Genomic DNA, 23,168 nt, shown 5'->3' with positions numbered 1-23,168 from the left:
CAAGGTCGTAAGACGAAATCTTTTTCGCAGAGGTGGAATGAAAGCCGGAGCCTTCGCGTTCATCCGATCAAAGGGGAACAACCGCTTCCCGACACCAGGAGGACGCCGGAATGACTGGCCGTTTTGGGTTTGGATTGAAAGCCGTGGTTCTGGGCGCTCTGGTCGCCGGATCGATGCTGGGCGTGACCGTCAGCCAGGCGGAGGCGCATGACGGCTGGCGCGGGCGCGGCGATCACGGCCGCGAATGGCATGGTCCCGGCCGCGGCGGCCCGGAGTGGCGCCGCTGGGATCGTCCCCGTCATCACCACCGTCACTGGCGCGAGCGCGACGTCTATTACGCCCCGCCTCCGGTCATCTATGCCCCGCCGCCGCCGCGGGTGATCTATGCGCCGCCTCCTCCGGTCATCTATGCGCCGGCCCCGGTCGCCCCCGGTTTCGGCTTCAGCGTCAACATCCGCTGATCCAGTGGCCGACTCCGCAGGCGAAAAGGACGGCTTCCGGCCGGGCGCGCGCCGCATTATGGTGCGCCCGGTTCGGACAGCCGCCCCGCCGGGGCGCAGCAGCCAGGGAGACGGCCTTTGCGGGTTCTTAGTGTGTGTGCCGCGGTGGCGGGCAGCCTTCTGATCGCCACCTCCGCCGGCGCGGCGGAGCCCCGCCTGATGGCGGCGCTCGGCAACACGATTCTGACGATGACCGATATCGGGCCGAAGCACACGCAGGTCTCGGTCAACGACAAGCCGGTCTTCGAGGACAAGGAGAGCGACATGTTGTCCTTCGTCGGCGCCTATTCCCTGAAGGAACGCTGGATCGCCCTGTTCCAGGCGGATACCGGGGCCAAGGATTGCCCGACCCGGTTCCGTATCCTCGAGGTCGGCGGGCCGCAGCCGGTGGTCTCCTATCCCTTCGGCTCCTGCAGCGACGCCGCCCAGGTCACCATCGACAACGACATGCTGACCGTTTCGATGCCGCTGCCGGCGGGCGGCGGTGAAGCCGCCTGGACCTACCGCAACGGCAAGATCGGCCGCACCAAGTAGGCGGCGGGCAGGGGGCTGGCAGAGGCGTTGGCAGTGCTGCGCATCCGGTGTGGCTGGGCGTCGCTGCCCGTCGATTGACGGGCGGGGGCGCAGCTTTTAAGGTCCGGACCTCCGAACATTCCCGTTCCGGGACAGGAAGTCCGCCCATGAAGATCAGCCAGCCCAGCCGCCGCCCCAACAATCCGCTCTTCTCCTCGGGTCCCTGCGCGAAGCGACCGGGCTGGTCGCTCGACGCGCTGGACGGCGCGCTGCTCGGCCGCTCCCACCGCTCCAAGCCGGGCAAGGCCAAGCTGAAGGAGGTCATCGACCTCACCCGCGCGGTTCTGGCCATCCCCGGCGATTACCGCATCGGCATCGTCCCGGCCTCCGACACCGGCGCGGTGGAGATGGCGCTGTGGTCGATGCTGGGCGCCCGCGGCGTCGACATGCTGGCCTGGGAAAGCTTCGGCAAGGAATGGGTGACGGATGTCGCCAAGCAGCTGAAGCTGCCGGACGTCCGCAACCTGATCGCCCCCTACGGCGAGTTGCCGGACCTGTCGGCGGTCGATTTCAGCCGCGACGTGGTCTTCACCTGGAACGGCACCACCGCCGGCGTCCGCGTTCCCGACGGCGACTGGATCCCGGACGACCGCGAAGGCCTGACCATCTGCGACGCCACTTCCTCGGCCTTCGCCATGGCGATGCCCTGGAACAAGATCGACGTCGCCACCTGGTCCTGGCAGAAGGTGCTTGGCGGCGAGGCGGCTCACGGCATGCTGGTGCTGAGCCCGCGCGCGGTGGAGCGCCTGGAGAGCTTCCAGCCCGATCGGCCGCTGCCGAAGATCTTCCGCCTGACCAAGAACGGCAAGCTGATCGACGGCATCTTCGAAGGCGACACCATCAACACCCCGTCGATGCTCTGCGTCGAGGATGCGATCGACAGCCTGCGCTGGGCCTTGTCGGTTGGCGGCCTGACCCAGCTGATCCGCCGGTCGGAGCAGAACCTGCGCATCGTCGCGGAATGGGCGGAGGCCAGCAGCTGGGCCGGCTTCCTCGCCAAGGAAGCCGCGACCCGCTCCTGCACCTCCATCTGTCTGCGCTTCACCGATCCGGAGGTGACCGCCCTGCCGGAGGATGCCCAGGCGACCTTCGCCAAGAAGCTGACCGCGCTGCTGGAGAAGGAGGAGGCTGCCTTCGACGCCGGTTCCTATCGCGATGCGCCTCCGGGCCTGCGACTGTGGGGCGGGGCCACGGTGGAGAACGAGGATATGGAGGCGGTGCTGCCCTGGCTCGACTGGGCTTTCGCCACCGTCAAGGCGGAGATGCTCGGCCCCAAGCAGGCCTGATGCTGCGCGCAGCAAAGCACGAAGCGTAAGCCGGGCCTTAATCCACAGGCCTGTCCGACTCGGGTCCAGGGCCCCGCCGTGGCGTGAATGCCACAGCGGGGCTTTTTGCGTTTATCGGTTTTGTGCTGTGCAGCAAAGGATCCGGCCAAGGAACCATACGTACACAGCAGCATTTCTGCACCAGTGTGTCCGGTCCGACGCGGGATTCGGGCTGGCAAGCTTGACCATGGTTATCCACAGAACCGTGGACAAGGTGGTGGATAACCCTGTTGAACCATCGGTCGCGCCTATCTGGAAACCACTGCGGCCGAAGCCGGGCCGATTCGCCCGGCGGATCGCCGAACGGGCGGCACGGATCTCCGGTTGAGGCGCTGGCCTATCCCGAAGATGGTCTGGCGATCCTGCGGTTGTGTCCCGACCCTTAGAGTGGGAATTCCGGCGGCTCTGCTGCGCTGCGGCAGGACCGGTCATAACGAAGGAAGGGCTTGGACGGACCATGGCGCACTACCTCATCACCGGCGGCTGCGGTTTCATCGGCTCGCATCTGGCCGACCGGCTGCTCGCCGACGGCCATCGGGTGACGATCCTCGACAACCTGTCGAGCGGCCGGTTGGACAACAAGCCGGAGGCGGCGAAGCTGGTGGTGGGCGACGTGGCCGATCCGGATGCGGTGCGCGAGGCGATGGCCGGCGACCATGGCGAAGGGGTGGACGGCGTGTTCCACCTCGCCGCCGTCGCCTCCGTGCAGAAATCGCGGGAGCTGTGGGCGGAGACCCACCGCACCAACCTGCTGGGCACCGTCACGGTCTTCGAGGCGGCGCGCGACGCCAAGCGCGGTGGTCCGATTCCCGTCGTCTACGCCTCGTCCGCCGCCATCTACGGTGACAACACCAACACGCCGCTGAAGGAGGACGAGTTTCCGCGTCCGCTGTCCGCCTATGGCGTCGACAAGCTGGGCTGCGAGATGCACGCCCGCGTCGCATGGTCGATCCAGGGGGTGCCGACGGTCGGCTTCCGCTTCTTCAACGTCTATGGGCCGCGGCAGGACCCGATGTCGCCCTACAGCGGCGTGATCTCCATCTTCGCCCGCCGGGTGGCGCGCGGCGAGGATGTGGAAATCCACGGCGACGGCCAGCAGGTCCGCGACTTCGTCTTCGTCGGCGACGTGGTGCGCATCCTGGCCCTGGCGATGGAGCGGCGCTTCGCCGGCGCGCAGGTGTTCAACCTCTGCACCGGCCGCGCGACCTCGTTGGTGATGCTGCTGGACGTTTTGCAGGAGCTGTGCGGCAGCCAGGTTCGCCGCCGCCATTCGGAACCGCGGGCCGGCGACATCCGCGTGTCGATCGGCGACCCGTCGCTGATGCGCTCCACCTTCGACACGGTCTGCCAGGTCGGCCTTCTCCAGGGGCTGAGCGCCACCCTGACCGGTCGCATGCCTTGAGGTCGGGGCCGCTACCGGAGTATGAGGGGGACGGAAGATTCAGGTGAGCAGAGCATGACGAGGGTGGCGACGGAATCCCCCTCTCCCTCCCAGGGAGAGGGCCGGGGAGAGGGCCGGGGTGAGGGGGATGCGCCGCGACATGCGTTCGGCCATCGGACCCCCCCTCACCCTAACCTTCTCCCCGGGGGGAGAGGGGATTGGCCCTGGGTGCACTGACGTGGCCCGCCGCCGTTCCCTGACCCTGCGGGGTCTGTTCGTCGTCCTCGCCGTGCTTGCCGCCGTCGCGCTGGCGGAGCGTCTGCACATCCTGCCGCCCGGCACGCTCGATGACCTGCTGGGCCAGGAGACGCAGCGCCCCCGCCAGCCGCGCAAGCAGGAGACCGCCGAACCTCCGCCGCCGATCATCGCCCGTGCATCCGACCGGATCGACTATGCCGAGGTGACCCGCCAGCTCGACATCATCCGGGTGGAGCCGGAACGGACCCGCGGCTATGAGCGGTCGGAATGGCCGCACTGGCTGGCGCTGGAGGGCGGCTGCCTGAACGCGCGCGAAAAGGTGCTGATCCGCGACTCGCGCCGTCCGACAACGCTGGATGCCAAGGGTTGCAGCGTGAAGTCCGGCGACTGGCTCGATCCCTATACCGGGGAGCGCTACACCGATCCGCAGATGGTCGACATCGACCACCGTGTTCCGCTGGAGGAGGCCTATGGCAGCGGCGGCTATGACTGGAGCCAGGAACGGCGCGCCGCCTATGCCAACGACACCAGCGACCCGCTGACCCTGCTGGTCTCCAGCCGGGAGGCCAACCGTGCCAAGGGCTCCAAGGGGCCGGAGGACTGGCTGCCGCCGAAGCGCGACGGCATCTGCCTCTATGTCGCCGACTGGATCCTGGTGAAGGCTCGCTGGGGCCTCACCATGGACGAGCGGGAACGGGTGACCGTCGGCAATATCCTGACCGACTGCCGCGCGTCGGTCGGCCGCCAACGCTGACAGACTCTGCATTGTTTCGCATGCCACCGGTTTCGCGCTACGGTTCGGGCCTGAACCGGGAGGATGCAGTGAGCGAAGGACGAAACGCCTTGTGGCGGGAGAGCGCTGCCGGCTTGGCGGCAAGGCTGGCGCGGCGGGAGCTGTCGGCGCGGGAGGCGGTCGAGGCGCATCTGGCGCGCATCGCGGCGAAGGAGCCGGCACTGTCCGCCTTCATCACAGTGGCCGCCGACGAGGCGCTGGCCCGCGCCGACGCGCTGGACGCAGCCCCGGCACCGGTCGGGCCTCTGCATGGGCTGCCGGTGGCGGTGAAGGACCTGACCGACACCGCCGGCATCCGCACCACCTACGGCTCGGCGCTCTATGCCGATCATGTACCGGCCAGCAGCGACATCGCCGTGGCGCGGATTGAAGCGGCGGGCGGCATCGTCATCGGCAAGACCAACACCCCGGAATTCGGCTTCGGCGCCGTCTGCCGGAACCGCCTGTACGGGCCAACCTGCAACCCGGTCGATCCGGTGCTGACCTCCGGCGGGTCGAGCGGCGGATCGGCGGTGGCGGTCGCCGTCGGCATGGCGCCGCTGGCGCACGGCACCGACTTCGGCGGATCGGTCCGGGTGCCGGCGAGCTTCTGTGGCATCGCCTCGATCCGGCCGACACCGGGGCTGATCCCGGCGCCGGGCCGCGCTCTGGGCTGGGACACGCTGGCGACTCACGGCGTTCTGGCGCGTGACACCGAAGACTGCGCGCTGCTGCTGTCGGCGATGGCCGGCTGCGACCTGCGCGACCCGACCTCCCTGTTCGGCGACCGCGACGACGGATCGGAGTCGCGGCTGGGCGCCACCGCCGATTTCGGCACGGCCACGGTGTCCCAGGCGGTGCGGGAACGCTTCGCCGCGGCGGTGGACCGGTTGGAGCGTGTCGTCGGGCCGGTGGCGCGCCGCCATCCCGACTGCGGCGACGCCATGGCCACCTTCCGCACGCTGCGCGCGGCGCAGACCCGCCACGCCTTCGGGCCGATGCTGGCGAAGCATGGCGACGATCTGACCGACACCATCCGCTGGAACATCGAGGCCGGCGCCGGCATCACCGCCGATGCCTATCTGGAGGCGCAGGCCGCCCGCACCGCTCTCTACCGCCGCTTCGTGACGCTGTTCGAGGACATCGACGTGCTGGCCGCGCCGGCCTGCGGCGTGCTGCCCTGGCCGAACGCGGAGGGCGAGGTGACGGAGATCGACGGCCGGCCGGTGGAGACCATCCTCGACTATCTCGGCGTCACCGCCGTCGTCACGCTGATCGGCTTCCCGGTGCTCACCCTGCCAGTGGGTGGGCCGGTGGGCGGGGAGGGGTTGCCCTTTGGCATCCAGCTGATCGCCCGGCCGGGCGAGGAGCGGCGCCTGATCCGGCTGGGCCGGCTGTTGGAGCGGGAGGCGGGCTTCGTCCACCATTGGCTTGAAAGCTGAGGAGATGACCGGCATGGCTGGAAGACTGCAGGGCAAGACCGCCATCGTCACCGCCGCGGCGCAGGGCATGGGGCGCGCCGCCGCCCTTGCCTTCGCGGAGGAGGGAGCCAGCGTCCTGGCGACCGACATCAACGACGGGCTGCTGGAGGAGTTGGCCGACACCCCCGGCATCGTCATCCGCCGCCTCGACGTCTGCGATCCTGCGGCGATCCGGGCCTTCGCGGCGGAAGTGCCGGCACCGTCGGTGCTGTTCAATTGCGCCGGCTATGTCCATGCCGGCAGCGTGCTGGACTGCGACGAGGACGCCTTCGACTTTTCCGTCACGCTGAACGTCCGCTCGATGTACCGGATGATCCGGGCCTTCCTTCCGGGAATGCTGGAGGCGGGCGGCGGATCGATCGTCAACATGTCGTCGGTCGCCTCCTCGATCATCGGAGCGCCGAACCGCTTCATCTACGGCACCACCAAGGCGGCGGTGATCGGCCTGACCAAGTCGGTCGCCGCCGATTACGTCACCCGCGGCATCCGCGTGAACGCCATCTGCCCCGGCACGGTGGACAGCCCGTCGCTGCACGACCGCATGCGGGCGCTGGGCGATTACGACACCGCGCGTGCCGCCTTCGTCGCCCGCCAGCCGATGGGCCGGCTCGGCACGGCGGAGGAGGTGGCGAAGCTCGCCGTCTATCTCGCCTCGGACGACTCCGCCTTCATGACCGGGCAGGCCATCGCCATCGACGGCGGCTGGTCCAACACCTGAGCGGCTGCGGGAGAGGGAGCGGCTTTATCCGCACAGGAGGGCAACGCCGCCCCCCTCTTCCCCGTCCGCCGCTTTTATGGTAAATAAGTGGGCATGGTAGAGACCCGACGCACCGGTGACCGTTCCAACGAGTTGATCCGCCCCGACACCGGTGGCGGGCGGGTTCCTGCGGCCGGAGCGCGTGCGCGGGCCGACGGGATCGTTCCGCAGGGGCGACAGCGTATCCCGAGCCTGCGCGAACTGGCCGCCCTGGTGGTCAACGGGGTGCTGACCCTGCCGCGCAACTACCGCCGCGGAATGTTCCTCGACGTTCAGGTGTAGGCGGCCACCTCCGGCCCGAACAAGCGTTCCAACAGGACCGGCGGCAACTCGTACTGCGGCAGGCACAGGCTGGTGCTGCGGGCGTGCAGCGTGTGCAGGCACAGCCCCTCCGCATCCGGGAAGGCGTCGACGCGGAAGCGTTCGCGCGCGGCCTTTACGAACGGCGCATCCTCGCAGGCATTCACCGCCGGAAAGCGCACCGCTTCCCAGACCGCACGGCGGTAGGCGTAGGAGAAGCCGTAACCGTCCAGATTCTCGGGCGAGGGCGGGGCGTCCGGCGCCTCCACATAGCTGCAGCCCTGCCGTCCCCAGCGGTGGTGAGAGCCGCCGCGCGCGGTGTCCCAATAGCCGAAGCGCCGGTGCGCCGCGCTGTAGAGGAACCAGCCGGACAGCTTCACCAAATCGTAGCCTTGCTCCAGCCGGTCCAGCATCCGCTCCACATAGGCGGGCGCGTAGAAATCATCGTCGTCCATGTGGACGATCACCGAGCCCTTGGCATGTTCGGCAAGGATGTTGCGCTTTTCACCGATCGCATAGCGGCTGGGCGAGTAGAAATACTTCAGCCGCGGGTTCGCCAGCGGCTTGAGATAGGCAGACGGGCGCGGGCTGTCGTCGAAGACGAGCCATTCGGTCTCGGGATGGGTCTGCGCCTCGATGCAGGCATGCAGGCGGGGCAGAAAATCCTCCCGCTGCCATGTGGGCGTGATGATGCTGACGAGCGGGGTAGCCGGGGAGGGGATTTTGGTCATGGTCGTTTCTTGCCCGCGCGGGTGCCCTGCGTGTAGACAGGCGCCAGGATAGCACCACTCAGGGGCCGGTGGTGATCGGAAGGAAGGGAAGAATGTCCGTGGGAGTGATCGACCGCATCTGGATCGTCTTCGCCGCGCTGAACGGCGCCGTTGCGGTCGCGGCCGGTGCCTATGCCAGCCATGGGCTCGCGGGCCAGCCGCAGGCGCAGGAGTGGTTCCGTACCGCCGGGCTGTATCAGATGGCGCACGCGCTGGCGCTGGTGCTGCTGGTTGCGCTGGCTGGCCGGCTGGGTGGAAGGCCGAGCGGGCAATTTGCCCTGCGAGCCGCGGGGTGGCTGTTCTGTGCCGGAATCCTGCTGTTCTGCGGCACGCTCTATGCGCTGGCCACGGTCGGACCGTTGCCGGTGCCGATGACGGCGCCCGCCGGTGGATGGAGCTTCATGCTGGGATGGGTGGCGCTGGCGGCCGCGGCGCTGCTGGCGCGCGACTGAGGCTTGCGCCCCTCATGGGGTGGTGCGGCTTGGCGGTTCAGCCGGCTGCGGCGGCACGCAGGTCGGAGCAGTCGCCGCCGGGATCGTTTGCGGAGCCGCCGTCGCGGCCATCGGCTGATTCCTCCACCGGGGTGCAGTAGAGGCCGTGCAGCGTCGTCATGATCGTCTGCGCTTCGTGCCCGTTCAGCGAGTAGTAGATGTTCTGGGCGCTGCGGCGCGTGCGGACCAGATTGTCGTTGCGCAGCCTGGCCAGATGCTGTGACAGAGCCGACTGGCTGAGCCCGACCAGATCCTCCAATTCGCCAACCGACCGTTCGCCCTGGCTCAGGTGGCACAGGATGAGAAGGCGCCGCTCATTGCACATTGCCTTCAGCAGGGCGCTCGCCCGCCGGGCGTTTGCCTGCAAATCCTCGATCTTCATCGCTTTCCCGTTACCCTGTCCGTTCCGATTCGTTTTACAACCGGGCTGTCGTTGTGCGGCCCGGCAAAGAAAAATGCTCGTATCCTAGTATATTCGTGCCGCACGGGAATTGTCCACCTGTGGGATTCCGTCATTCCGACGCTGGCACCGATTGTCACCGCGCCGACTTGGGCGTCGCCATTACCGGCGATCACCGCTTTTTTCTCGCATAACGGAACAATAGACGGAAGGATGAGACACCCGGTGGTTGCATTTGCCGAGTCCGACGCTCCATGTCCATCATCGGTCGATGACACCGGTTTTCAGGTAGGATAGCATTTCGTTCATGACCGATCATCCGTTGGATACCAAGGGCTTGCAATGCCCGCTTCCCGTCCTGCGCGCCCGCAAGGCGATCAGGGCCATCGCCGTTGGCGACACCCTGACCGTAGAGGCGACCGATCCCGGCGCCCGCAAGGACTTTCCCGCCTTCTGCGAGGCGACCGGCAACCGCCTGCTGTCGGTCGGGGAGGAGGGCGGCATCCTCCGCTTCGTCATCGAACGGACGGCGTGATCAACGGACGGCGTGATCCCGGCCCAGGTTCCCGTCACCCCATCGTTGCCGTTACCCCATCGTTGCCGTTACGATCGTATCGTGTCACGGATTGCCCCGGCTCCCGAAAGTGGGCTGTGACGAATCGTCCTGGATTCAGCCTGTACTTTCATTAGCGATCCGGGAAGAATGGTTTTCGGAAACGCTGCGAACGCCGCCCGAATACCAACGATAACGACCGAAAAATCGATGTTCACCACCCTGTTCACCCACCCGGCGTGCCTGGAGCACGACACGGGTCTCGGTCATCCCGAATGCTCCGACCGCCTGCGCGCCGTGCTCGCCGCGCTGGAGACGGAGGAGTTCCATATGCTGGAACGGCAGGAGGCGCCGTGCGCCACGGTGGAACAGCTCCTGCGCGCACACCCGCAGTCGCACATCGACCGCGTGCTTGCGCTGATCCCCGAGGTGGAGCATGCCGGCGTCGATGCCGACACGGTCGTCTCGCCCGGGTCGGGGGAGGCGGCGCTGCGTGCGGCCGGCGCGGTCTGCGCCGCGGTCGACGCGGTGGCGACCGGCCAGTCGCGCAACGCCTTCTGCGCCGTGCGCCCGCCCGGCCACCATGCGGAACGGGACAAGGCGATGGGCTTCTGCCTGTTCAACAACGCCGCGGTCGGTGCCTATCACGCCCGCGCCGCGCATGGTCTGCAGCGTGTGGCGGTGATGGATTTCGACGTCCATCACGGCAACGGCACGCAGGACATCCTGCAGCACGACCCGGACATGCTCTATTGCTCGACCCACCAGTCGCCGCTCTACCCCGGTACGGGGGATGCGGGCGAAAAGGGTGAGTACGGCAACTGCGTCAACGCGCCGCTGCCGGCGATGGCGGGATCGCCGGAGTTCCGGCATGCCATGACCCACGTCATCCTCCCGGCCATCGACCATTTCAAGCCGGACCTGCTGATCATCTCTGCCGGATTCGACGCCCATTCGCGCGATCCGCTGGCCGGTCTGCACCTGATCGACGACGATTTCGTCTGGGCCACCCGCAAGCTGGGCGAACTGGCCCGCACCCATTGCGGGGCGCGCATCGTCTCGGTGCTGGAGGGGGGCTACAACCTGCGCGCCCTCGCCTCAGCCAGCGCCGCCCATGTGCGCGAATTGATGTACTGCTGACCGGCGGCGTTCCTATTGGGCGGGCGCCCCATTCTCCCGAAAGGGGGAGGGGCTGCCCGAACGCATAGGCCGCACATAGGCCGCAATGGCCGGGGTAGCGGAGTGCCTCGGGCCTTGCGCCGGACGTGGGCGGGGCATACCTTCGCGGGCTTGAGGTCCAATCGATGGTTCTGCCCCACATGCCCCCTTCCACGACGTCTTCGCCCCCTGTTTCCGGCGCCGCCATTCCGCCTGACATCGCCGCCCTCAGCTTCGAGGATGCGCTCGCCGAACTGGAGCGGATCGTCCGCCAGCTCGAGGAAGGGCGCGGCAAGCTCGACGACGCCATCTCCTCTTACGAGCGGGGCACGGCGCTGAAGCGCCATTGCGAGATGAAGCTGCGCGAGGCGCAGGCCAAGATCGACCGCATCACCGTGAGCGCCGACGGCTCCCTCGGCACCGAACCCGCCCGGATCGACTGACGTGCAGACCATTTCCCAGACCGAGTTCAAAGCCGCGCTGGCCGACATCGCCGAGGCGGTCGAGCTCAAGATCAACGCATTGCTGCCGAGCACCGACCTGGCCGAGGCGCGGGTGTTCGACGCCATGCGCTATGGCTGCCTGAACGGCGGCAAGCGGCTGCGCCCCTTCCTGGTGATGCAGTCCTCCGCCCTTTTCGGCGTCAACCCGGACTGCGCCATCCGTGCGGCCGCGGCCGTCGAGATGGTCCACAGCTATTCCCTGATCCACGACGACCTGCCGGCGATGGACGATGGCGAGCTGCGGCGCGGGCGTCCGACCTGCCACCGCCAGTTCGACGAGGCGACCGCCATACTGGCCGGCGACGGGCTGCTGACCTTCGCCTTCGAGGTGCTGGCGGATCCGGCGACGCACGAGGATCCCAACATCCGCTGCCAGCTGGTGACGGCGCTGGCCAAGGCGTCCGGCGGCCACGGCATGGTCGGCGGCCAGATGCTGGACCTGATCGCCGAGCATGAGACCTTCGACCTCGGCACCACCACCCGGCTGCAGCGCATGAAGACCGGCGAGATGATCGCCTTTTCCTGCGAGGCCGGCGGCATCCTGGGCAAGGCCAATCCGCCGCAGCGCACGGCGCTCCGCGCCTATGCCCACGACCTCGGTCTCGCCTTCCAGATCGTCGACGATCTGCTGGACGTGGAAGGCACGGCGGAGGAGACCGGCAAGACGGTCGGCCGCGACGCCCAGGCCGGCAAGGCGACCTTCGTGTCGATCCTCGGCCGCGACCGTGCCCGTGCCCAGGCGGAAATGCTCGCCAATCAGGCGTCGCAGCACTTGGACATTTTCGATGGGCGTGCCGATATGTTGAAGGCGGTCGCCGACTTCGTCGTCGCGCGCCGCGCCTGACCAGAGCTTGAGGACCATCACGACGTGACTGCCACCAAGACTCCGCTGCTCGACCTTTGTCCGACGCCAGCCAAGCTGCGGGCCCTGAAGCCCGAGCAGCTCCGCCAGTTCGCAGACGAGTTGCGCACCGAGACCGTGGACGCCGTATCGGTGACCGGCGGTCATCTCGGTGCCGGGCTTGGGGTGGTGGAGCTGACGGTGGCCCTCCATTACGTGTTCGACACGCCCTATGACCGGCTGATCTGGGACGTCGGGCACCAGTGCTACCCGCACAAGATCCTCACCGGACGGCGCGACCGCATCCGCACGCTGCGCATGGGCGGGGGCTTGAGCGGCTTCACGAAGCGGTCGGAGAGCGAGTACGACCCGTTCGGCGCCGGCCACAGCTCCACCTCCATCTCCGCCGGGCTCGGCATGGCCGTCGCCAGCAAGATCAAGGGGGAGCAGCGCAACGTCATCGCCGTGATCGGCGACGGCTCGATGAGCGCCGGCATGGCCTATGAGGCGATGAACAACGCCGCCTCCACCAAGTCGCGGCTGATCGTCATCCTCAACGACAACGACATGTCCATCGCCCCGCCGGTGGGGGCGATGAGCGCCTATCTGTCGCGGCTGATCTCCTCCAAGCCCTATCTGTCGCTGCGCCATCTGGCGAAGGAGATCGCCGACCAATTGCCGCGCCCGCTGCGCAATGCCGCCCGCCGGGCGGAGGAATACGCCCGCGGCATGGTCACCGGCGGGACCCTGTTCGAGGAACTGGGCTTCTACTACATCGGCCCGATCGACGGTCACAACCTGGACCATCTGCTGCCGGTGTTGCAGAACGTCCGCGACGCCGACGACGACAAGCCGGTGCTGATCCATGTCGTCACCAAGAAGGGCAAGGGCTACGGCCCGGCGGAGGAATCGGCCGACAAGCTGCACGCCGTCGCCAAGTTCGACGTGGTGACCGGCACCCAGTCCAAACCCAAGTCCAACGCCCCGACCTACACCCGCGTCTTCGCCCAGGGGCTGATCGCCGAGGCGGCGGCCGATCCGACCATCGTCGGCATCACCGCCGCCATGCCGTCGGGTACCGGTCTGGACCTGTTCGGGGAGCGCTTCCCCGACCGTTGCTTCGACGTCGGCATCGCCGAACAGCATGCGGTGACCTTCGCCGCCGGCATGGCGACGGAGGGGTTCAAGCCCTTCTGCGCCATCTATTCGACCTTCCTGCAGCGCGCCTACGATCAGGTCATCCATGACGTGGTGCTGCAGCATCTGCCCGTGCGCTTCGCGCTCGACCGCGCCGGACTGGTGGGGGCGGACGGGGCGACCCATGCCGGGTCCTTCGACACCGCCTATCTCGGCTGCCTGCCCGACATCGTGATGATGGCGGCGGCGGACGAACTGGAACTGATGCACATGGTGGCGACCCAGGCGGCCATCGACGACCGCGCCTCGGCCCTGCGCTATCCGCGCGGCGAGGGGGTGGGGCTGGAGCTTCCCGACCGCGGCAGCATCCTGCCGATCGGCAAGGGACGCATCCTGCAGGAAGGCACCAAGATCGCCATCCTCAGCTATGGCACCCGCCTGGGCGAGGCCCGGCGTGCGGCGTCGGAGCTGGCGGCGCGCGGCCTGTCGACCACCCTGGCCGACGCCCGTTTCGCCAAGCCGCTGGACGAGGATCTGGTCCGCCGCCTCGCGCTGGAGCACGAGGTGCTGATCACCATCGAGGAGGGATCGGTCGGTGGCTTCGGCAGCTTCGTGCTGCAGTTCCTGGCGACGTCGGGCCTGCTGGACGGCGGGCTGAAGATCCGTCCGATGGTTCTGCCCGACCTGTATCTCGACCACGATGCACCGGCCAAGCAGTATGAGACGGCCGGCCTGACCGCCCAGCACATCGTCCGCACCGCGCTTCAGGCGCTGGGCATCGAGAGTGCCGCCGCAAGGGCCTGACGGCCGGTCCACATTGCCGGTCCACACTGCCCGATCCACCTGAAACCATCCGAATGTCGTAATGCCATTTGTCTAGGGAAGTTTCGGGTTGTTGGACTGGTACCGAGCGCGAGCGACGCCTTACACTGCGCAGGCTGGAATGGTAGCTCCTCTGTAACGGTGGATGCGCCGGCAGCACGCGGGACGGCTACGGGATCAGGGGCGATGGCGCACATCATGGCGGTCACGGCGTACCGGAACGCGGAGTTCGGGACGGATCCCGGCGCGGGGCGGGCGGCGGAAGCCAGCGGCTCCGGCATCGACGATCCGGCGCTGCTGCGTTGCCTCCTTGACCAGACTCCGACTCCGACCGCCCTGGTGGAGGGGGATGGCGACTGCTGCAGCTTCTCCAATGCCGCCTTCCGCGCGCTGGGAGTGGTTGCGGGCTCCGGCATGACGGATAGCTTTCCCGCCCTGTCCCCGGCGCTGCTGACGGAAGCGCGCAACAGCGGCCGGCCGCAGCGCAGCCGGGCCGCGAGCGACCGCGCGCCGGACGGCGAACGGTTCTGGGATGTGCGCGTCACCCCGATGCTGGGTCTCAACGGTATCGTCCGTGCCCTGATCGTCACGGCGGATGAGACGCCGGAATCGGTCGCCGAGCATGACCGGCGCCTGCGCGACGTCAGCCATCGGCTGAAGAACACGCTGCAGCTCGTCTCCAGCCTGCTGACCCTGCAGACGCTGTCCAGCAAGGATCCCGAGGTCCGCCGCGCCCTTCAGAGCGCCGGTGGCCGTGTCGGCATCGTCACCCAGGCCCACCAGCGCACCCACGGCGCCTTGCGCGCCGGCACCGTCGACATGGCGCCGCATCTGCGCGAACTCTGCCAGGAGTTGGAGGCGACGCTTCCCGGCGCACACCGCATCCAGGTCGCCGCGGAGGCCACGGAGATGCCGGTGGATTCCATCATCCCCTTCAGCCTGATCGTCAGCGAGTTGGTCGGTAACGCCGCACGCCATGCCTTTCCGGCCGGGGCGCCCGGTACCATCGATGTGCGGCTCGGCCGAGCCGGCGACGGTACCGTCCGCCTGGAGATCTCCGACCGCGGCACCGGCCTGCCGGCCGGGCTGGACATCACCCGTGCAGCCACGCTGGGGTTGAAGGTGGTGCGCGCCTTCGTCGGCCAGCTGCGCGGCAAGCTGACCGCGGACAGCAGCCCCTACGGCACCCGCGTGTCCGTCGACTTCCCCGCCGCCTGACGAATCCGGTCCCTGGGGCTTGCCCTTCCGGCCGTTCCGCGTCAGGAATGCGCCGGCAAGGGCATGAGCGAAGGGCTGACGGCATGGCACGGATAAGGGCGGATGTGGCGCTGGTGGAGCGCGGGCTGGCGGAAAGCCGGGCCAAGGCGCAGGCGCTGATCCTGGCCGGGCTGGTCTATTCCGACACCAAGCGCATCGACAAGGCCGGCGACCTGATCGCGGCGGAAGCCCCTCTGGCGGTCAAGGGGCAGGATCATCCCTGGGTATCGCGGGGTGGACTGAAGCTGGTGAAGGGGCTGGACGTCTTCGCCATCGATCCCGCCGGCCTGACCGCGGTCGATGTCGGTGCCTCCACCGGCGGCTTCACCGACGTGCTGCTGACCCGCGGCGCCGCGAAGGTCTATGCCGTCGATGTCGGCCATGGACAGCTGGCCTGGAAGCTGCGCAACGATTCGCGCGTGGTGGTACTGGAAAAGACCAACGCCCGTCATCTGACCACGGCCGAAATCCCCGACCCGATCGACCTCGTCGTGTGCGACGCCAGCTTCATCGGGCTGGAAATCGTGCTGCCGGCGGCGCTGGACCTGGTGGTGCCCGGTGGCCGGCTGGTCGCCCTGATCAAGCCGCAGTTCGAGGTCGGGAAGGGCCGCGTCGGCAAGGGCGGCGTGGTGCGCGAACCGGAACTGCACGGGGAAGTCTGCGAACGCATCCGCGCCTGGCTGGATGCAAGGCCCGGCTGGCGTGTGCTGGACATCACCGAAAGCCCGATCACCGGGCCGGAGGGTAACAAGGAGTTCCTGATCGGGGCGGTGAAGGACCGCGTCTGATCCGGATGGTACCATAAGCGCTTACGAGAGCGCCCATAATCCAGCGCCGCCGGAGCTCTTGGTGGTCCGGGTCGTTCCGGTGATGGCGCTGGTCCTCTCGCCGGTGCCGTTCTTGCCGACCATAGTCCCGACCTGATCTCAGGGCCGTTTCGAAACCCGGCTTGTGACGCTCTGGAGCCAGCAATTCAGGGCGTCACACCCTGTTTTTCGTGATTGCAGGCCCATATAGTCCGAGAAACGCTGTCTGCGGCAAAATGGCAGGCATGGAGCAGCTCTGACGGAAATCGAATAAGGACAGAATTCCATGGTGGAAAAGACGCAACCCAATCTTCGGCGCCCGATTTCCATTTTCAGGGAATTCATGAAAAGCGAAGCGTCGGGCGGTATTCTTCTGATGGTCGCCGCGGCGCTCGCCCTGATCGTTGCGAATTCTCCCCTGTCGGGAGTCTATTTCGACACGCTTCACAGCTATGTGTTGGGGCTGAGCATCGGGCATTGGGTCAATGACGGACTGATGGCGGTCTTCTTCCTGCTGGTCGGGCTGGAGATCAAGCGGGAGATGCTTGACGGTCAGCTCTCCTCATGGTCGCGCCGGATTCTGCCGGGCGTGGCGGCGGCTGGCGGCATGCTGGTGCCCGCCCTCATCTATGTGGCCTTCAACAGCAGCGATCCGGAAACGATCCGCGGCTGGGCCATTCCGGCGGCGACGGACATCGCCTTTGCCCTGGGCGTCCTGTCGCTCCTTGGGCCGCGCGTGCCGACGTCCCTCAAGATCTTCCTGACGGCCCTGGCCATCATCGACGATCTCGGCGCCGTCATCATCATCGCCCTGTTCTACACCGCCGACCTGTCGATGCCGGCCCTGGGTGCGGCGGCGCTCATCCTGGCGGCGCTGATCGCCTTGAACCGCTTCGGCGTCCAGACGCTCTGGCCCTACCTCATCCTCGGCGCGGGACTGTGGGGCGCGGTTCTCCTGTCGGGCGTCCATGCGACGCTGGCGGGCGTTACCCTTGCGCTGACGATTCCGCTTCGCCCCGCGCCGGGCAAGCCGGACGACATGCACTCCCCGCTGCACCGGCTGGAGCACGGCATTCACGACTGGGTGGCCTACCTGATCGTCCCCGTCTTCGGCTTCGCCAATGCCGGCGTGTCCTTCGCCGGCATGGACGCGTCGATCCTGACGGGCTCTCTCCCGCTGGGGATCGCGCTCGGCCTGTTCCTGGGGAAGATGGTGGGAGTGTTCGGAACCGCTTGGCTCACCATCCGCCTGGGCTTCGCCGACATGCCGGCCAATGCGAACACGGCGCAGCTTTTCGGCGTTTCCCTGCTGTGCGGCATCGGCTTCACCATGAGCCTGTTCATCGGAGCCTTGGCCTTCCCCGCTTCGCCTGAACTCGGCGATGCGGTCAAGGTCGGTGTCTTCACCGGTTCGCTTCTCTCCGCGACCGCCGGCGCCCTGCTTTTGCGCCTCGTGTCGCGGAAAGCCGAGGTTCCGGCTCATCAGTACGCGAAGGTTGATCGGAACGCCGCGTGACGTCGGCCCGTGAAAGGCGCCTCCGCACCCGGGGGCGCCAGCCGGCGGGACGATGCCTAGGCCGTCGGCTTCCCGTCTAGACGGTCCAGAATCTCCTGCGCCTGGGTGAGGAGCGAGTCTCGCGCGGCCGACAGTCGCTCAAGGGCTGTTTGCGACTGTTTGATCGTCCATGTCGCGTGGTAGATCTGCTGATCGAGAACATCGATGTCCTTCTCGATGAACATCAGCCAGTCGCGATCGGTCTGTATGTCGCGGTCGTTCATGATCGAGTCTCCCTTTTCCTTTATTGTTTCCGGCTGTGGGCATGCCCTCCCGAGTTCAAGATGGCCGGATATCCAGGAGGCGGCCCGCCATACGGCGGCGGGCCGCCTCCCCCGAAGACGTCAGTGCTTAGGCTTGGCGAGATCGAAGCGGTCGGCGTTCATGACCTTCGTCCAGGCGGCAACGAAGTCCTTCGCGAACTTCTCGTGGGAATCACCGCACGCATAGACCTCCGCGAAGGCACGGAGCTGTGAATGCGACCCGAAGATCAGGTCGACGCGGGTGGCCGTCCATCTGGTTTCCCCGGTCTTGCGGTCCCGCCCCTCATAGATTCCGTCGGCGTTCGGGGGCTGCCATTCCGTGGCCATGCCGAGCAGGTTGACGAAGAAGTCGTTCGTCAACGTCTCCGGCCGCTCGGTCAGAACACCATGCCTGGAGCCGCCGGAATTGGCGCCGAGCACGCGCAGTCCACCGACCAGAACGGTCATCTCCGGGCCGGTCAGCCGCAACAGCGCCGCCCGGTCCACCAGGGCCTCCTCCGGGATCATGAACTGCTGCTTCCTGCTGTGGAGATAGTTGCGGAAGCCGTCGGCCCGCGGTTCGAGCGCCGCGAAGGAGTCGATATCGGTCTGGTCCTGCGACGCATCCATGCGTCCGGGGGAGAAAGGAACCTGCAGGGTCAAGCCGGCATCCCGCGCCGCCTTCTCGATCGCCGCACCGCCGGCAAGGACGATCAGGTCGGCGAGTGAGATCCTCTTGCCGCCGCCGGCGGAGGCGTTGAAGTCGGTCTGGATGGCCTCCAGCGTCTGCAGCACGGTCTGGAGCTGCGCCGGCTCGTTCACCTCCCAATCCTTCTGCGGCGCGAGGCGGATGCGCGCACCGTTGGCGCCGCCGCGCTTGTCGGAGCCGCGGAAGGTGGAGGCCGATGCCCAGGCCGCCGAGACCAGCTGCGAGACCGAAAGGCCGGAGGAGAGGATCCGCGCCTTGAGCGCCGCAATGTCGGCATCGTCGACCAGCGCATGATCGACCGGTGGGATCGGATCCTGCCAGATCAGCGTCTCCTTCGGAACGAGCGGACCGAGATAGCGCACCACCGGCCCCATGTCGCGATGGGTCAGCTTGAACCAGGCGCGGGCGAAGGCATCGGCGAACTGGTCGGGATTCTCGTAGAACCGTCGGGAAATCTTCTCATAGATCGGGTCGAAGCGCAGCGACAGGTCGGTCGTCAACATCGTGGGCAGGCGCTTTGCCGATCCGGGGCAGGGGCCCGGAATCGAAGGCTCCGCGTCCTTCGCCTGCCATTGCCAGGCGCCAGCCGGGCTCTTGGTCAGTTCCCATTCGAATTTGAACAGGTTGTCGAAGAAGTGGTTGCTCCACTGTGTCGGCGTCTGGGACCAGATCACTTCCGGGCCGCCGGTGATGGCGTCGGCTCCGTACCCCGTGCCGTGCTTCGATTTCCAGCCTAGACCCTGGTCCTCCAGCGCTCCGGCTTCCGGTTCCGGCCCTATGAAGGAGGGATCGCCGGCGCCGTGCGTCTTGCCGAAGGTGTGGCCGCCGGCGATCAGGGCGACGGTCTCCTCGTCGTTCATCGCCATGCGGTAGAAGGTCTCGCGGATGTCCTTGGCCGCCGCCACGGGGTCCGGATTGCCGTCCGGCCCTTCCGGATTGACGTAGATGAGCCCCATCTGCACCGCGCCCAGCGGATCGGCGAGCTGGCGTTCGCCGCTGTAGCGCTCGGCGCCGAGCCAGGAACCTTCCGGACCCCAGAACAGCTCCTCCGGCTCCCACGCATCCACGCGGCCGCCGGCAAAGCCGAAGGTCTTGAAACCCATAGACTCTAGAGCGACGTTGCCGGCCAGAACCATCAGGTCGGCCCAGGACAGCTTGCGCCCGTATTTCTGCTTGATCGGCCACAGCAGACGGCGTGCCTTGTCGAGATTGGCGTTGTCCGGCCAGGAGTTGAGCGGCGCGAAGCGCTGCTGGCCGGTGCCGGCGCCGCCGCGGCCGTCGGTGATGCGGTAGGTGCCGGCGCTGTGCCACGCCATGCGGATCATCAACCCGCCGTAATGTCCGAAATCCGCAGGCCACCATTCCTGGGAGTTCGTCATCAGGGCATGCAGATCCTTGATCACCGCATCGAGATCAAGGGACTGAAACTCCTTGGCATAGTCGAAGTCCCTGCCCATTGGGTCGGACAGTGGCGAATTGCGGTGAAGCATTTCGAGATCGAGGGCATTCGGCCACCAGTCGCGATTCCTGCGGCTGCGACCGCCACCCCCGGTGAATGGACATTTGCCTGCGCTTTCGTCGGTCCTCGCGTCCATCGTTTCCTCCTGCAACGCTTATGGGTTCACATCTCGGCATTCACAGGGCGGCAAGTTTGCTTCAAAGCAAAACTGTATGTCTGACCAATGATCAGGTAAAATGGTCTTTGTTGATCGCTGCGATAAGGTGATCTTATGATTCCCGGTTCCGTGACTCTCCGGCAGCTCCGCTATTTCGACGCGCTGGCGCATCACGCCCATTTCGGGCGTGCGGCAGCCGCCTGTGCCGTTTCACAGCCGGCCCTGTCGATGCAGATCAAGGAACTGGAAGAGGCATTGGGGGCCGCGCTGGTCGAGCGGGGCAGCAGGAGCGTGCGACTGACCGCCTTCGGGCAGGAGGCGTCCCTGCGCGTCCGCGACATCCTGCATTCCGTCGATCAGTTGGGGGAGCTTGCACGGTTGTCGCAGAACCGGATCAGCGGCCGACTGCGCATCGGCATGATCCCCACGATCGCACCCTATCTGCTGCCGGCGGTGATCGCGGTCGTCACGCGGGAGCACCCGCATGTCGAGATCGAGGTGCGTGAGGCGCTTACGTCGAAGCTGATCGAAGAACTGGCCGAGGGGCGGCTCGACACCGCGATCACCGCGTTGCCGGTGTTCGAGCCGTCCTTGAGCGAGGCGGCGCTGTTCACGGAAGATTTCCTGCTGGTCCGTCCGGCCGAGGACGCGGGAAAGCCTGTGCCCAGCGGAGAAATGCTGCGCGAGATGCGTCTGCTCCTGCTGGAGGAGGGGCATTGCTTCCGCAACCAGGCCCTGTCCTTCTGCAACATGCCGTCCCCCTCGCCACGCAAGGCGCTGGAGGCGAATTCATTCTCCACGCTCGTCCAGATGGTCAGGGCGGGAATGGGCGTGACGCTGGTCCCGGAGATGGCCGTCGATATGGAGACCGGCTCCCGCTCTGGCTCGGTGTCCGTCGTCCGCTTCAAGGACCCGCAGCCGTCCCGCACCATTGGCATGATCTGGCGTAAGACAAATCCTTTGTCCGCTCAGTTCCTGCAATTGGCGAAACTGCTGGGTCGGCCGACTGGGCGGAACAGCTCGGAAGCCGAGGGGGCGCCGCAGCCGGCCGCGGCGCCCGTCAGCCGTCAGTCGAAGCTGAAGCCCTGATCCTTCATGTAGACGTTCTTCACTTTGCACCAGTCGACGCTGAACTTTTCCGATTCATAGCCGACCCAGTCGACCTTGAACGGAACGACGCAGTTGCCTTCGTCGCTGCCCCAGTCCATTTCTGCGGATTCGCCGGGCTTCAGCTTGAAGTCGATCCAGTTCTTGCTCCACGCCCCGCCTTCGAATGTGCGGAAACCGTTGATGACGTACTCGGACGACTTGTTGTGGAGATTGAATTTGTAGGTGTCCGCGGCCTGGGCGGAAACGGCCGCGCCAGCCAGGGCGGCGAAAACGGCGAGAAAAGCGAATCTGCGCACGGTCGACCTCGTCGTTGAGAGCCCGCCATCGCTGGCGGTAACCCATACGATGACAAAGCAATAATCCCAACGGAAGGGGATATATGACGTGCGAGCTTCAGCGCTGCCCTGTCGCCAGTTGCCCTTCGGACCGCGCCTCTTATGATTGGCGGCAATGACCGCATGGAAGGTCTCGCAAGACGAAGGGTTCGGGACATGAATGACGCAACGGCGGGCTGGATCGAACTCCAGGCCGCGGACGGCCATCGGCTTCGCGCCTATCGCGCACCGGCCAAGGGCGAGGAGATCGGGCGCCTGATCGTGGCGCCGGAGATTTTCGGCATCAACCACCATATCCGCAGTGTGTGTGACGGCTTCGCCCAGCAGGGATTCACCACCGTGGCGCCGGATCTGTTCGACCGTGCCGAACGCGGGGTGGAACTGCCCTATGACGATGCCGGAATCCAGCGCGGCATCGCGCTGAAGGGTGCGGTGCCGACGGCGGACGCATTGCAGGACGTTGCGGCGGCGCTGGCCCATCTGGGTGGTGAGGGGGCTGCGGCCATCGTCGGCTATTGCTGGGGCGGCAGCATCGCCTGGGCGTCGGCGGCGGTCCTGCCGGTGCGGGCCGCCATCGGCTATTACGGTGGCGATATCGGCAAGACGCTGGACAGCGCGCCGCGGGTGCCGACCCTGCTGCATTTCGGTGAGCAGGACCACGCCATCCCACTGTCGGTGGCGGAGGGCGTGCGGTCGCGCTATCCGTGGCTGCCGGTGCATGTCTACCCGGCCGGCCATGGCTTCAACTGCGACGAGCGGGGGAGCTTCCATCCGGAAAGCGCGGTTCTGGCACTTCGGCGGACCGTGGGGATGCTGCGGGCCGTGTTCTGACCGGGCGTGTTCTGACCGAGCCGGTTCCGACCCGCGGCTCCTTCCGCCGTCCCAGCCGGATCGGCCAGCGGCGGAAGGCCAGCAGCCCGATGCAGATCAGCGCATAGACCAACGGTGCCGTCTGCCAGCCCTTCACCAGCATGATGAAGTGCAGGCAGGCGGCTAGCCCCGCCACGAACACCCCTTTGTGCAGCGCGCGCCAGCGCTTGCCGCCCAGCCGTTTCACCATGCCGTCGGTGGAGGTCGCGGCCAGCGCCGTCAGGATCAGGAAGGCGCCCATCCCGACCGTGATGTATGGCCGCTTGACGATGTCCTTCCAGATCGCCGCCCAGTCGAAGAACTGGTCCAGCCCCACATAGGTGGACAGGTGGACGGTGGCGTAGAAGAAGGCGAACAGCCCCAGCATCCGCCGGAAGCGCGCCAGCCCAGCCACCCCCGTCAGCATGCGCAGCGGCGTCAGCGCCAAGGCGATCAGCAGGAAGCGCAAGGCCCACAAGCCGCTGGCCTTGACGCTTTCCAGCACCGGCTCCGCCCCCAGCTCGCCGGTGTAGGCGAGCCGGACGGTCCAGACCAGCGGGACGAGGCAGAGGATGAAGACGGCGGGCTTGGCCCAACGCGACGCGAGCGCGGCGTTGGCGGCGGCGCGCAGATCGACGCCCCCGGCGGCGGCTGTAGGGTCGGCCAT

Annotated in this window: 24 protein-coding genes and 1 pseudogene; 19 read left to right on the top strand and 6 right to left on the bottom strand. The window is 67.2% G+C overall.

What is annotated here, in order from left to right:
- Positions 1–110: 110 nt before the first annotated feature.
- From J2Y49_RS28370 to J2Y49_RS28335, 8 genes are all read left to right on the top strand, one after another.
- Complete coding sequence (locus tag J2Y49_RS28370; protein WP_310118788.1) at positions 111–461, top strand: hypothetical protein; 351 nt, start codon at positions 111–113, stop codon at positions 459–461.
- A gap of 117 nt (positions 462–578) precedes the next feature.
- Positions 579–1,034 carry a hypothetical protein gene (locus J2Y49_RS28365; protein WP_310118786.1) on the top strand — a complete coding sequence of 152 codons (456 nt, stop codon included), beginning with the start codon at positions 579–581 and terminating at the stop codon, positions 1,032–1,034.
- Positions 1,035–1,180: 146 nt separating this feature from the next.
- A complete protein-coding gene (locus tag J2Y49_RS28360; RefSeq protein WP_310118785.1) occupies positions 1,181–2,359 on the top strand; it encodes a phosphoserine transaminase in 1,179 nt (392 codons plus the stop codon).
- Between the two features lie 496 nt (positions 2,360–2,855).
- Complete coding sequence (locus J2Y49_RS28355; protein ID WP_310118784.1) at positions 2,856–3,800, top strand: SDR family NAD(P)-dependent oxidoreductase; 945 nt, start codon at positions 2,856–2,858, stop codon at positions 3,798–3,800.
- Between the two features lie 217 nt (positions 3,801–4,017).
- Positions 4,018–4,791, top strand: a complete 774-nt coding sequence (locus J2Y49_RS28350) for an HNH endonuclease family protein (protein WP_310118782.1) — start codon at positions 4,018–4,020, stop codon at positions 4,789–4,791.
- A 68-nt stretch (positions 4,792–4,859) separates the two neighbouring features.
- Positions 4,860–6,251 carry an amidase gene (locus tag J2Y49_RS28345; RefSeq protein WP_310118781.1) on the top strand — a complete coding sequence of 464 codons (1,392 nt, stop codon included), beginning with the start codon at positions 4,860–4,862 and terminating at the stop codon, positions 6,249–6,251.
- A 13-nt stretch (positions 6,252–6,264) separates the two neighbouring features.
- Positions 6,265–7,008: an SDR family oxidoreductase gene (locus J2Y49_RS28340; RefSeq protein ID WP_310118779.1), complete on the top strand. Its 744-nt coding sequence runs from the start codon at positions 6,265–6,267 to the stop codon at positions 7,006–7,008.
- A 93-nt stretch (positions 7,009–7,101) separates the two neighbouring features.
- A complete protein-coding gene (locus J2Y49_RS28335) occupies positions 7,102–7,329 on the top strand; it encodes a hypothetical protein (protein ID WP_310118777.1) in 228 nt (75 codons plus the stop codon).
- Here the strand turns inward: J2Y49_RS28335 and J2Y49_RS28330 are convergent.
- Positions 7,320–8,078 carry a glycosyltransferase family 2 protein gene (locus J2Y49_RS28330; RefSeq protein WP_310118774.1) on the bottom strand — a complete coding sequence of 253 codons (759 nt, stop codon included), beginning with the start codon at positions 8,076–8,078 and terminating at the stop codon, positions 7,320–7,322. The genes J2Y49_RS28335 and J2Y49_RS28330 overlap by 10 nt on opposite strands.
- Before the next feature lie 92 nt (positions 8,079–8,170).
- Here J2Y49_RS28330 and J2Y49_RS28325 point away from each other — a divergent pair, with 92 nt between their 5' ends.
- On the top strand, positions 8,171–8,569 hold the full coding sequence (locus J2Y49_RS28325) for a DUF423 domain-containing protein (RefSeq protein ID WP_310118772.1): 399 nt from the start codon (positions 8,171–8,173) through the stop codon (positions 8,567–8,569).
- A gap of 37 nt (positions 8,570–8,606) precedes the next feature.
- On the opposite strand, the gene J2Y49_RS28320 is transcribed toward J2Y49_RS28325, so the two are convergent.
- Entirely contained in the window at positions 8,607–8,990 is a 384-nt protein-coding gene (locus J2Y49_RS28320) for a metalloregulator ArsR/SmtB family transcription factor (protein ID WP_310118771.1), read from the bottom strand.
- Between the two features lie 325 nt (positions 8,991–9,315).
- On the opposite strand from J2Y49_RS28320, the gene J2Y49_RS28315 reads away from it, so the two are divergent.
- The 8 genes from J2Y49_RS28315 to nhaA all read left to right on the top strand — a co-directional run bounded on the left by J2Y49_RS28315 (position 9,316) and on the right by nhaA (position 17,601).
- On the top strand, positions 9,316–9,543 hold the full coding sequence (locus J2Y49_RS28315; RefSeq protein WP_310118770.1) for a sulfurtransferase TusA family protein: 228 nt from the start codon (positions 9,316–9,318) through the stop codon (positions 9,541–9,543).
- Positions 9,544–9,771: 228 nt separating this feature from the next.
- On the top strand, positions 9,772–10,701 hold the full coding sequence (locus J2Y49_RS28310) for a histone deacetylase family protein (RefSeq protein WP_310118767.1): 930 nt from the start codon (positions 9,772–9,774) through the stop codon (positions 10,699–10,701).
- A 179-nt stretch (positions 10,702–10,880) separates the two neighbouring features.
- The gene (locus J2Y49_RS28305) at positions 10,881–11,162 is read left to right on the top strand and encodes an exodeoxyribonuclease VII small subunit (RefSeq protein ID WP_247883929.1); all 282 of its coding nucleotides are present in this window, start codon (positions 10,881–10,883) and stop codon (positions 11,160–11,162) included.
- A 1-nt stretch (position 11,163) separates the two neighbouring features.
- Positions 11,164–12,066, top strand: a complete 903-nt coding sequence (locus J2Y49_RS28300; RefSeq protein ID WP_310118765.1) for a farnesyl diphosphate synthase — start codon at positions 11,164–11,166, stop codon at positions 12,064–12,066.
- Between the two features lie 24 nt (positions 12,067–12,090).
- Positions 12,091–14,004: a 1-deoxy-D-xylulose-5-phosphate synthase gene (gene dxs / locus J2Y49_RS28295; RefSeq protein ID WP_310118764.1), complete on the top strand. Its 1,914-nt coding sequence runs from the start codon at positions 12,091–12,093 to the stop codon at positions 14,002–14,004.
- Between the two features lie 204 nt (positions 14,005–14,208).
- Complete coding sequence (locus J2Y49_RS28290; RefSeq protein WP_310118763.1) at positions 14,209–15,240, top strand: histidine kinase dimerization/phosphoacceptor domain -containing protein; 1,032 nt, start codon at positions 14,209–14,211, stop codon at positions 15,238–15,240.
- Between the two features lie 83 nt (positions 15,241–15,323).
- Complete coding sequence (locus J2Y49_RS28285) at positions 15,324–16,067, top strand: TlyA family RNA methyltransferase (RefSeq protein WP_310118762.1); 744 nt, start codon at positions 15,324–15,326, stop codon at positions 16,065–16,067.
- A gap of 304 nt (positions 16,068–16,371) precedes the next feature.
- Positions 16,372–17,601, top strand: coding sequence for a Na+/H+ antiporter NhaA (gene nhaA, locus J2Y49_RS28280; RefSeq protein ID WP_310118760.1), 1,230 nt, complete (start codon positions 16,372–16,374; stop codon positions 17,599–17,601).
- Positions 17,602–17,657: 56 nt separating this feature from the next.
- On the opposite strand, the gene J2Y49_RS28275 is transcribed toward nhaA, so the two are convergent.
- A complete protein-coding gene (locus J2Y49_RS28275; protein WP_310118759.1) occupies positions 17,658–17,864 on the bottom strand; it encodes a hypothetical protein in 207 nt (68 codons plus the stop codon).
- Between the two features lie 120 nt (positions 17,865–17,984).
- The gene (gene katG / locus J2Y49_RS28270; protein WP_310118757.1) at positions 17,985–20,186 is read right to left on the bottom strand and encodes a catalase/peroxidase HPI; all 2,202 of its coding nucleotides are present in this window, start codon (positions 20,184–20,186) and stop codon (positions 17,985–17,987) included.
- A gap of 135 nt (positions 20,187–20,321) precedes the next feature.
- Between katG and J2Y49_RS28265 the strand changes: the two genes are divergently transcribed.
- Complete coding sequence (locus tag J2Y49_RS28265; protein ID WP_310118756.1) at positions 20,322–21,296, top strand: LysR substrate-binding domain-containing protein; 975 nt, start codon at positions 20,322–20,324, stop codon at positions 21,294–21,296.
- Here the strand turns inward: J2Y49_RS28265 and J2Y49_RS28260 are convergent.
- Positions 21,275–21,613, bottom strand: a complete 339-nt coding sequence (locus tag J2Y49_RS28260) for a hypothetical protein (RefSeq protein ID WP_310118755.1) — start codon at positions 21,611–21,613, stop codon at positions 21,275–21,277. The two genes, J2Y49_RS28265 and J2Y49_RS28260, sit on opposite strands and share 22 nt — an antisense overlap.
- Before the next feature lie 195 nt (positions 21,614–21,808).
- Here J2Y49_RS28260 and J2Y49_RS28255 point away from each other — a divergent pair, with 195 nt between their 5' ends.
- On the top strand, positions 21,809–22,483 hold the full coding sequence (locus J2Y49_RS28255; RefSeq protein WP_310118754.1) for a dienelactone hydrolase family protein: 675 nt from the start codon (positions 21,809–21,811) through the stop codon (positions 22,481–22,483).
- A 43-nt stretch (positions 22,484–22,526) separates the two neighbouring features.
- Here J2Y49_RS28255 and J2Y49_RS28250 read toward each other — a convergent pair.
- Positions 22,527–23,168, bottom strand: a pseudogene (locus J2Y49_RS28250) (sulfite oxidase heme-binding subunit YedZ); the annotation flags it as partial.

The organism is Azospirillum sp. BE72 (genome assembly GCF_031455875.1).
Lineage (GTDB): Bacteria > Pseudomonadota > Alphaproteobacteria > Azospirillales > Azospirillaceae > Azospirillum.
The sequence above is the reverse complement of the archived record's forward strand: the minus strand, read 5'-3'. Positions and strand labels throughout refer to the sequence as shown.

Excerpts from the sequence above, each read along its gene's own strand:
- J2Y49_RS28370 (WP_310118788.1), top strand. The coding sequence starts at position 111 with ATGACTGGCCGTTTTGGGTTTGGATTGAAAGCCGTGGTTCTGGGCGCT.
- J2Y49_RS28360 (WP_310118785.1), top strand. The coding sequence starts at position 1,181 with ATGAAGATCAGCCAGCCCAGCCGCCGCCCCAACAATCCGCTCTTCTCC.
- J2Y49_RS28355 (WP_310118784.1), top strand. The coding sequence starts at position 2,856 with ATGGCGCACTACCTCATCACCGGCGGCTGCGGTTTCATCGGCTCGCAT.
- J2Y49_RS28340 (WP_310118779.1), top strand. The coding sequence starts at position 6,265 with ATGGCTGGAAGACTGCAGGGCAAGACCGCCATCGTCACCGCCGCGGCG.
- J2Y49_RS28335 (WP_310118777.1), top strand. The coding sequence starts at position 7,102 with ATGGTAGAGACCCGACGCACCGGTGACCGTTCCAACGAGTTGATCCGC.
- J2Y49_RS28330 (WP_310118774.1), bottom strand. The coding sequence starts at position 8,078 with ATGACCAAAATCCCCTCCCCGGCTACCCCGCTCGTCAGCATCATCACG.
- J2Y49_RS28325 (WP_310118772.1), top strand. The coding sequence starts at position 8,171 with ATGTCCGTGGGAGTGATCGACCGCATCTGGATCGTCTTCGCCGCGCTG.
- J2Y49_RS28320 (WP_310118771.1), bottom strand. The coding sequence starts at position 8,990 with ATGAAGATCGAGGATTTGCAGGCAAACGCCCGGCGGGCGAGCGCCCTG.
- J2Y49_RS28315 (WP_310118770.1), top strand. The coding sequence starts at position 9,316 with ATGACCGATCATCCGTTGGATACCAAGGGCTTGCAATGCCCGCTTCCC.
- J2Y49_RS28310 (WP_310118767.1), top strand. The coding sequence starts at position 9,772 with ATGTTCACCACCCTGTTCACCCACCCGGCGTGCCTGGAGCACGACACG.
- J2Y49_RS28305 (WP_247883929.1), top strand. The coding sequence starts at position 10,881 with ATGCCCCCTTCCACGACGTCTTCGCCCCCTGTTTCCGGCGCCGCCATT.
- J2Y49_RS28290 (WP_310118763.1), top strand. The coding sequence starts at position 14,209 with ATGGCGCACATCATGGCGGTCACGGCGTACCGGAACGCGGAGTTCGGG.
- J2Y49_RS28285 (WP_310118762.1), top strand. The coding sequence starts at position 15,324 with ATGGCACGGATAAGGGCGGATGTGGCGCTGGTGGAGCGCGGGCTGGCG.
- nhaA (WP_310118760.1), top strand. The coding sequence starts at position 16,372 with ATGGTGGAAAAGACGCAACCCAATCTTCGGCGCCCGATTTCCATTTTC.
- J2Y49_RS28275 (WP_310118759.1), bottom strand. The coding sequence starts at position 17,864 with ATGAACGACCGCGACATACAGACCGATCGCGACTGGCTGATGTTCATC.
- katG (WP_310118757.1), bottom strand. The coding sequence starts at position 20,186 with ATGGACGCGAGGACCGACGAAAGCGCAGGCAAATGTCCATTCACCGGG.
- J2Y49_RS28265 (WP_310118756.1), top strand. The coding sequence starts at position 20,322 with ATGATTCCCGGTTCCGTGACTCTCCGGCAGCTCCGCTATTTCGACGCG.
- J2Y49_RS28255 (WP_310118754.1), top strand. The coding sequence starts at position 21,809 with ATGAATGACGCAACGGCGGGCTGGATCGAACTCCAGGCCGCGGACGGC.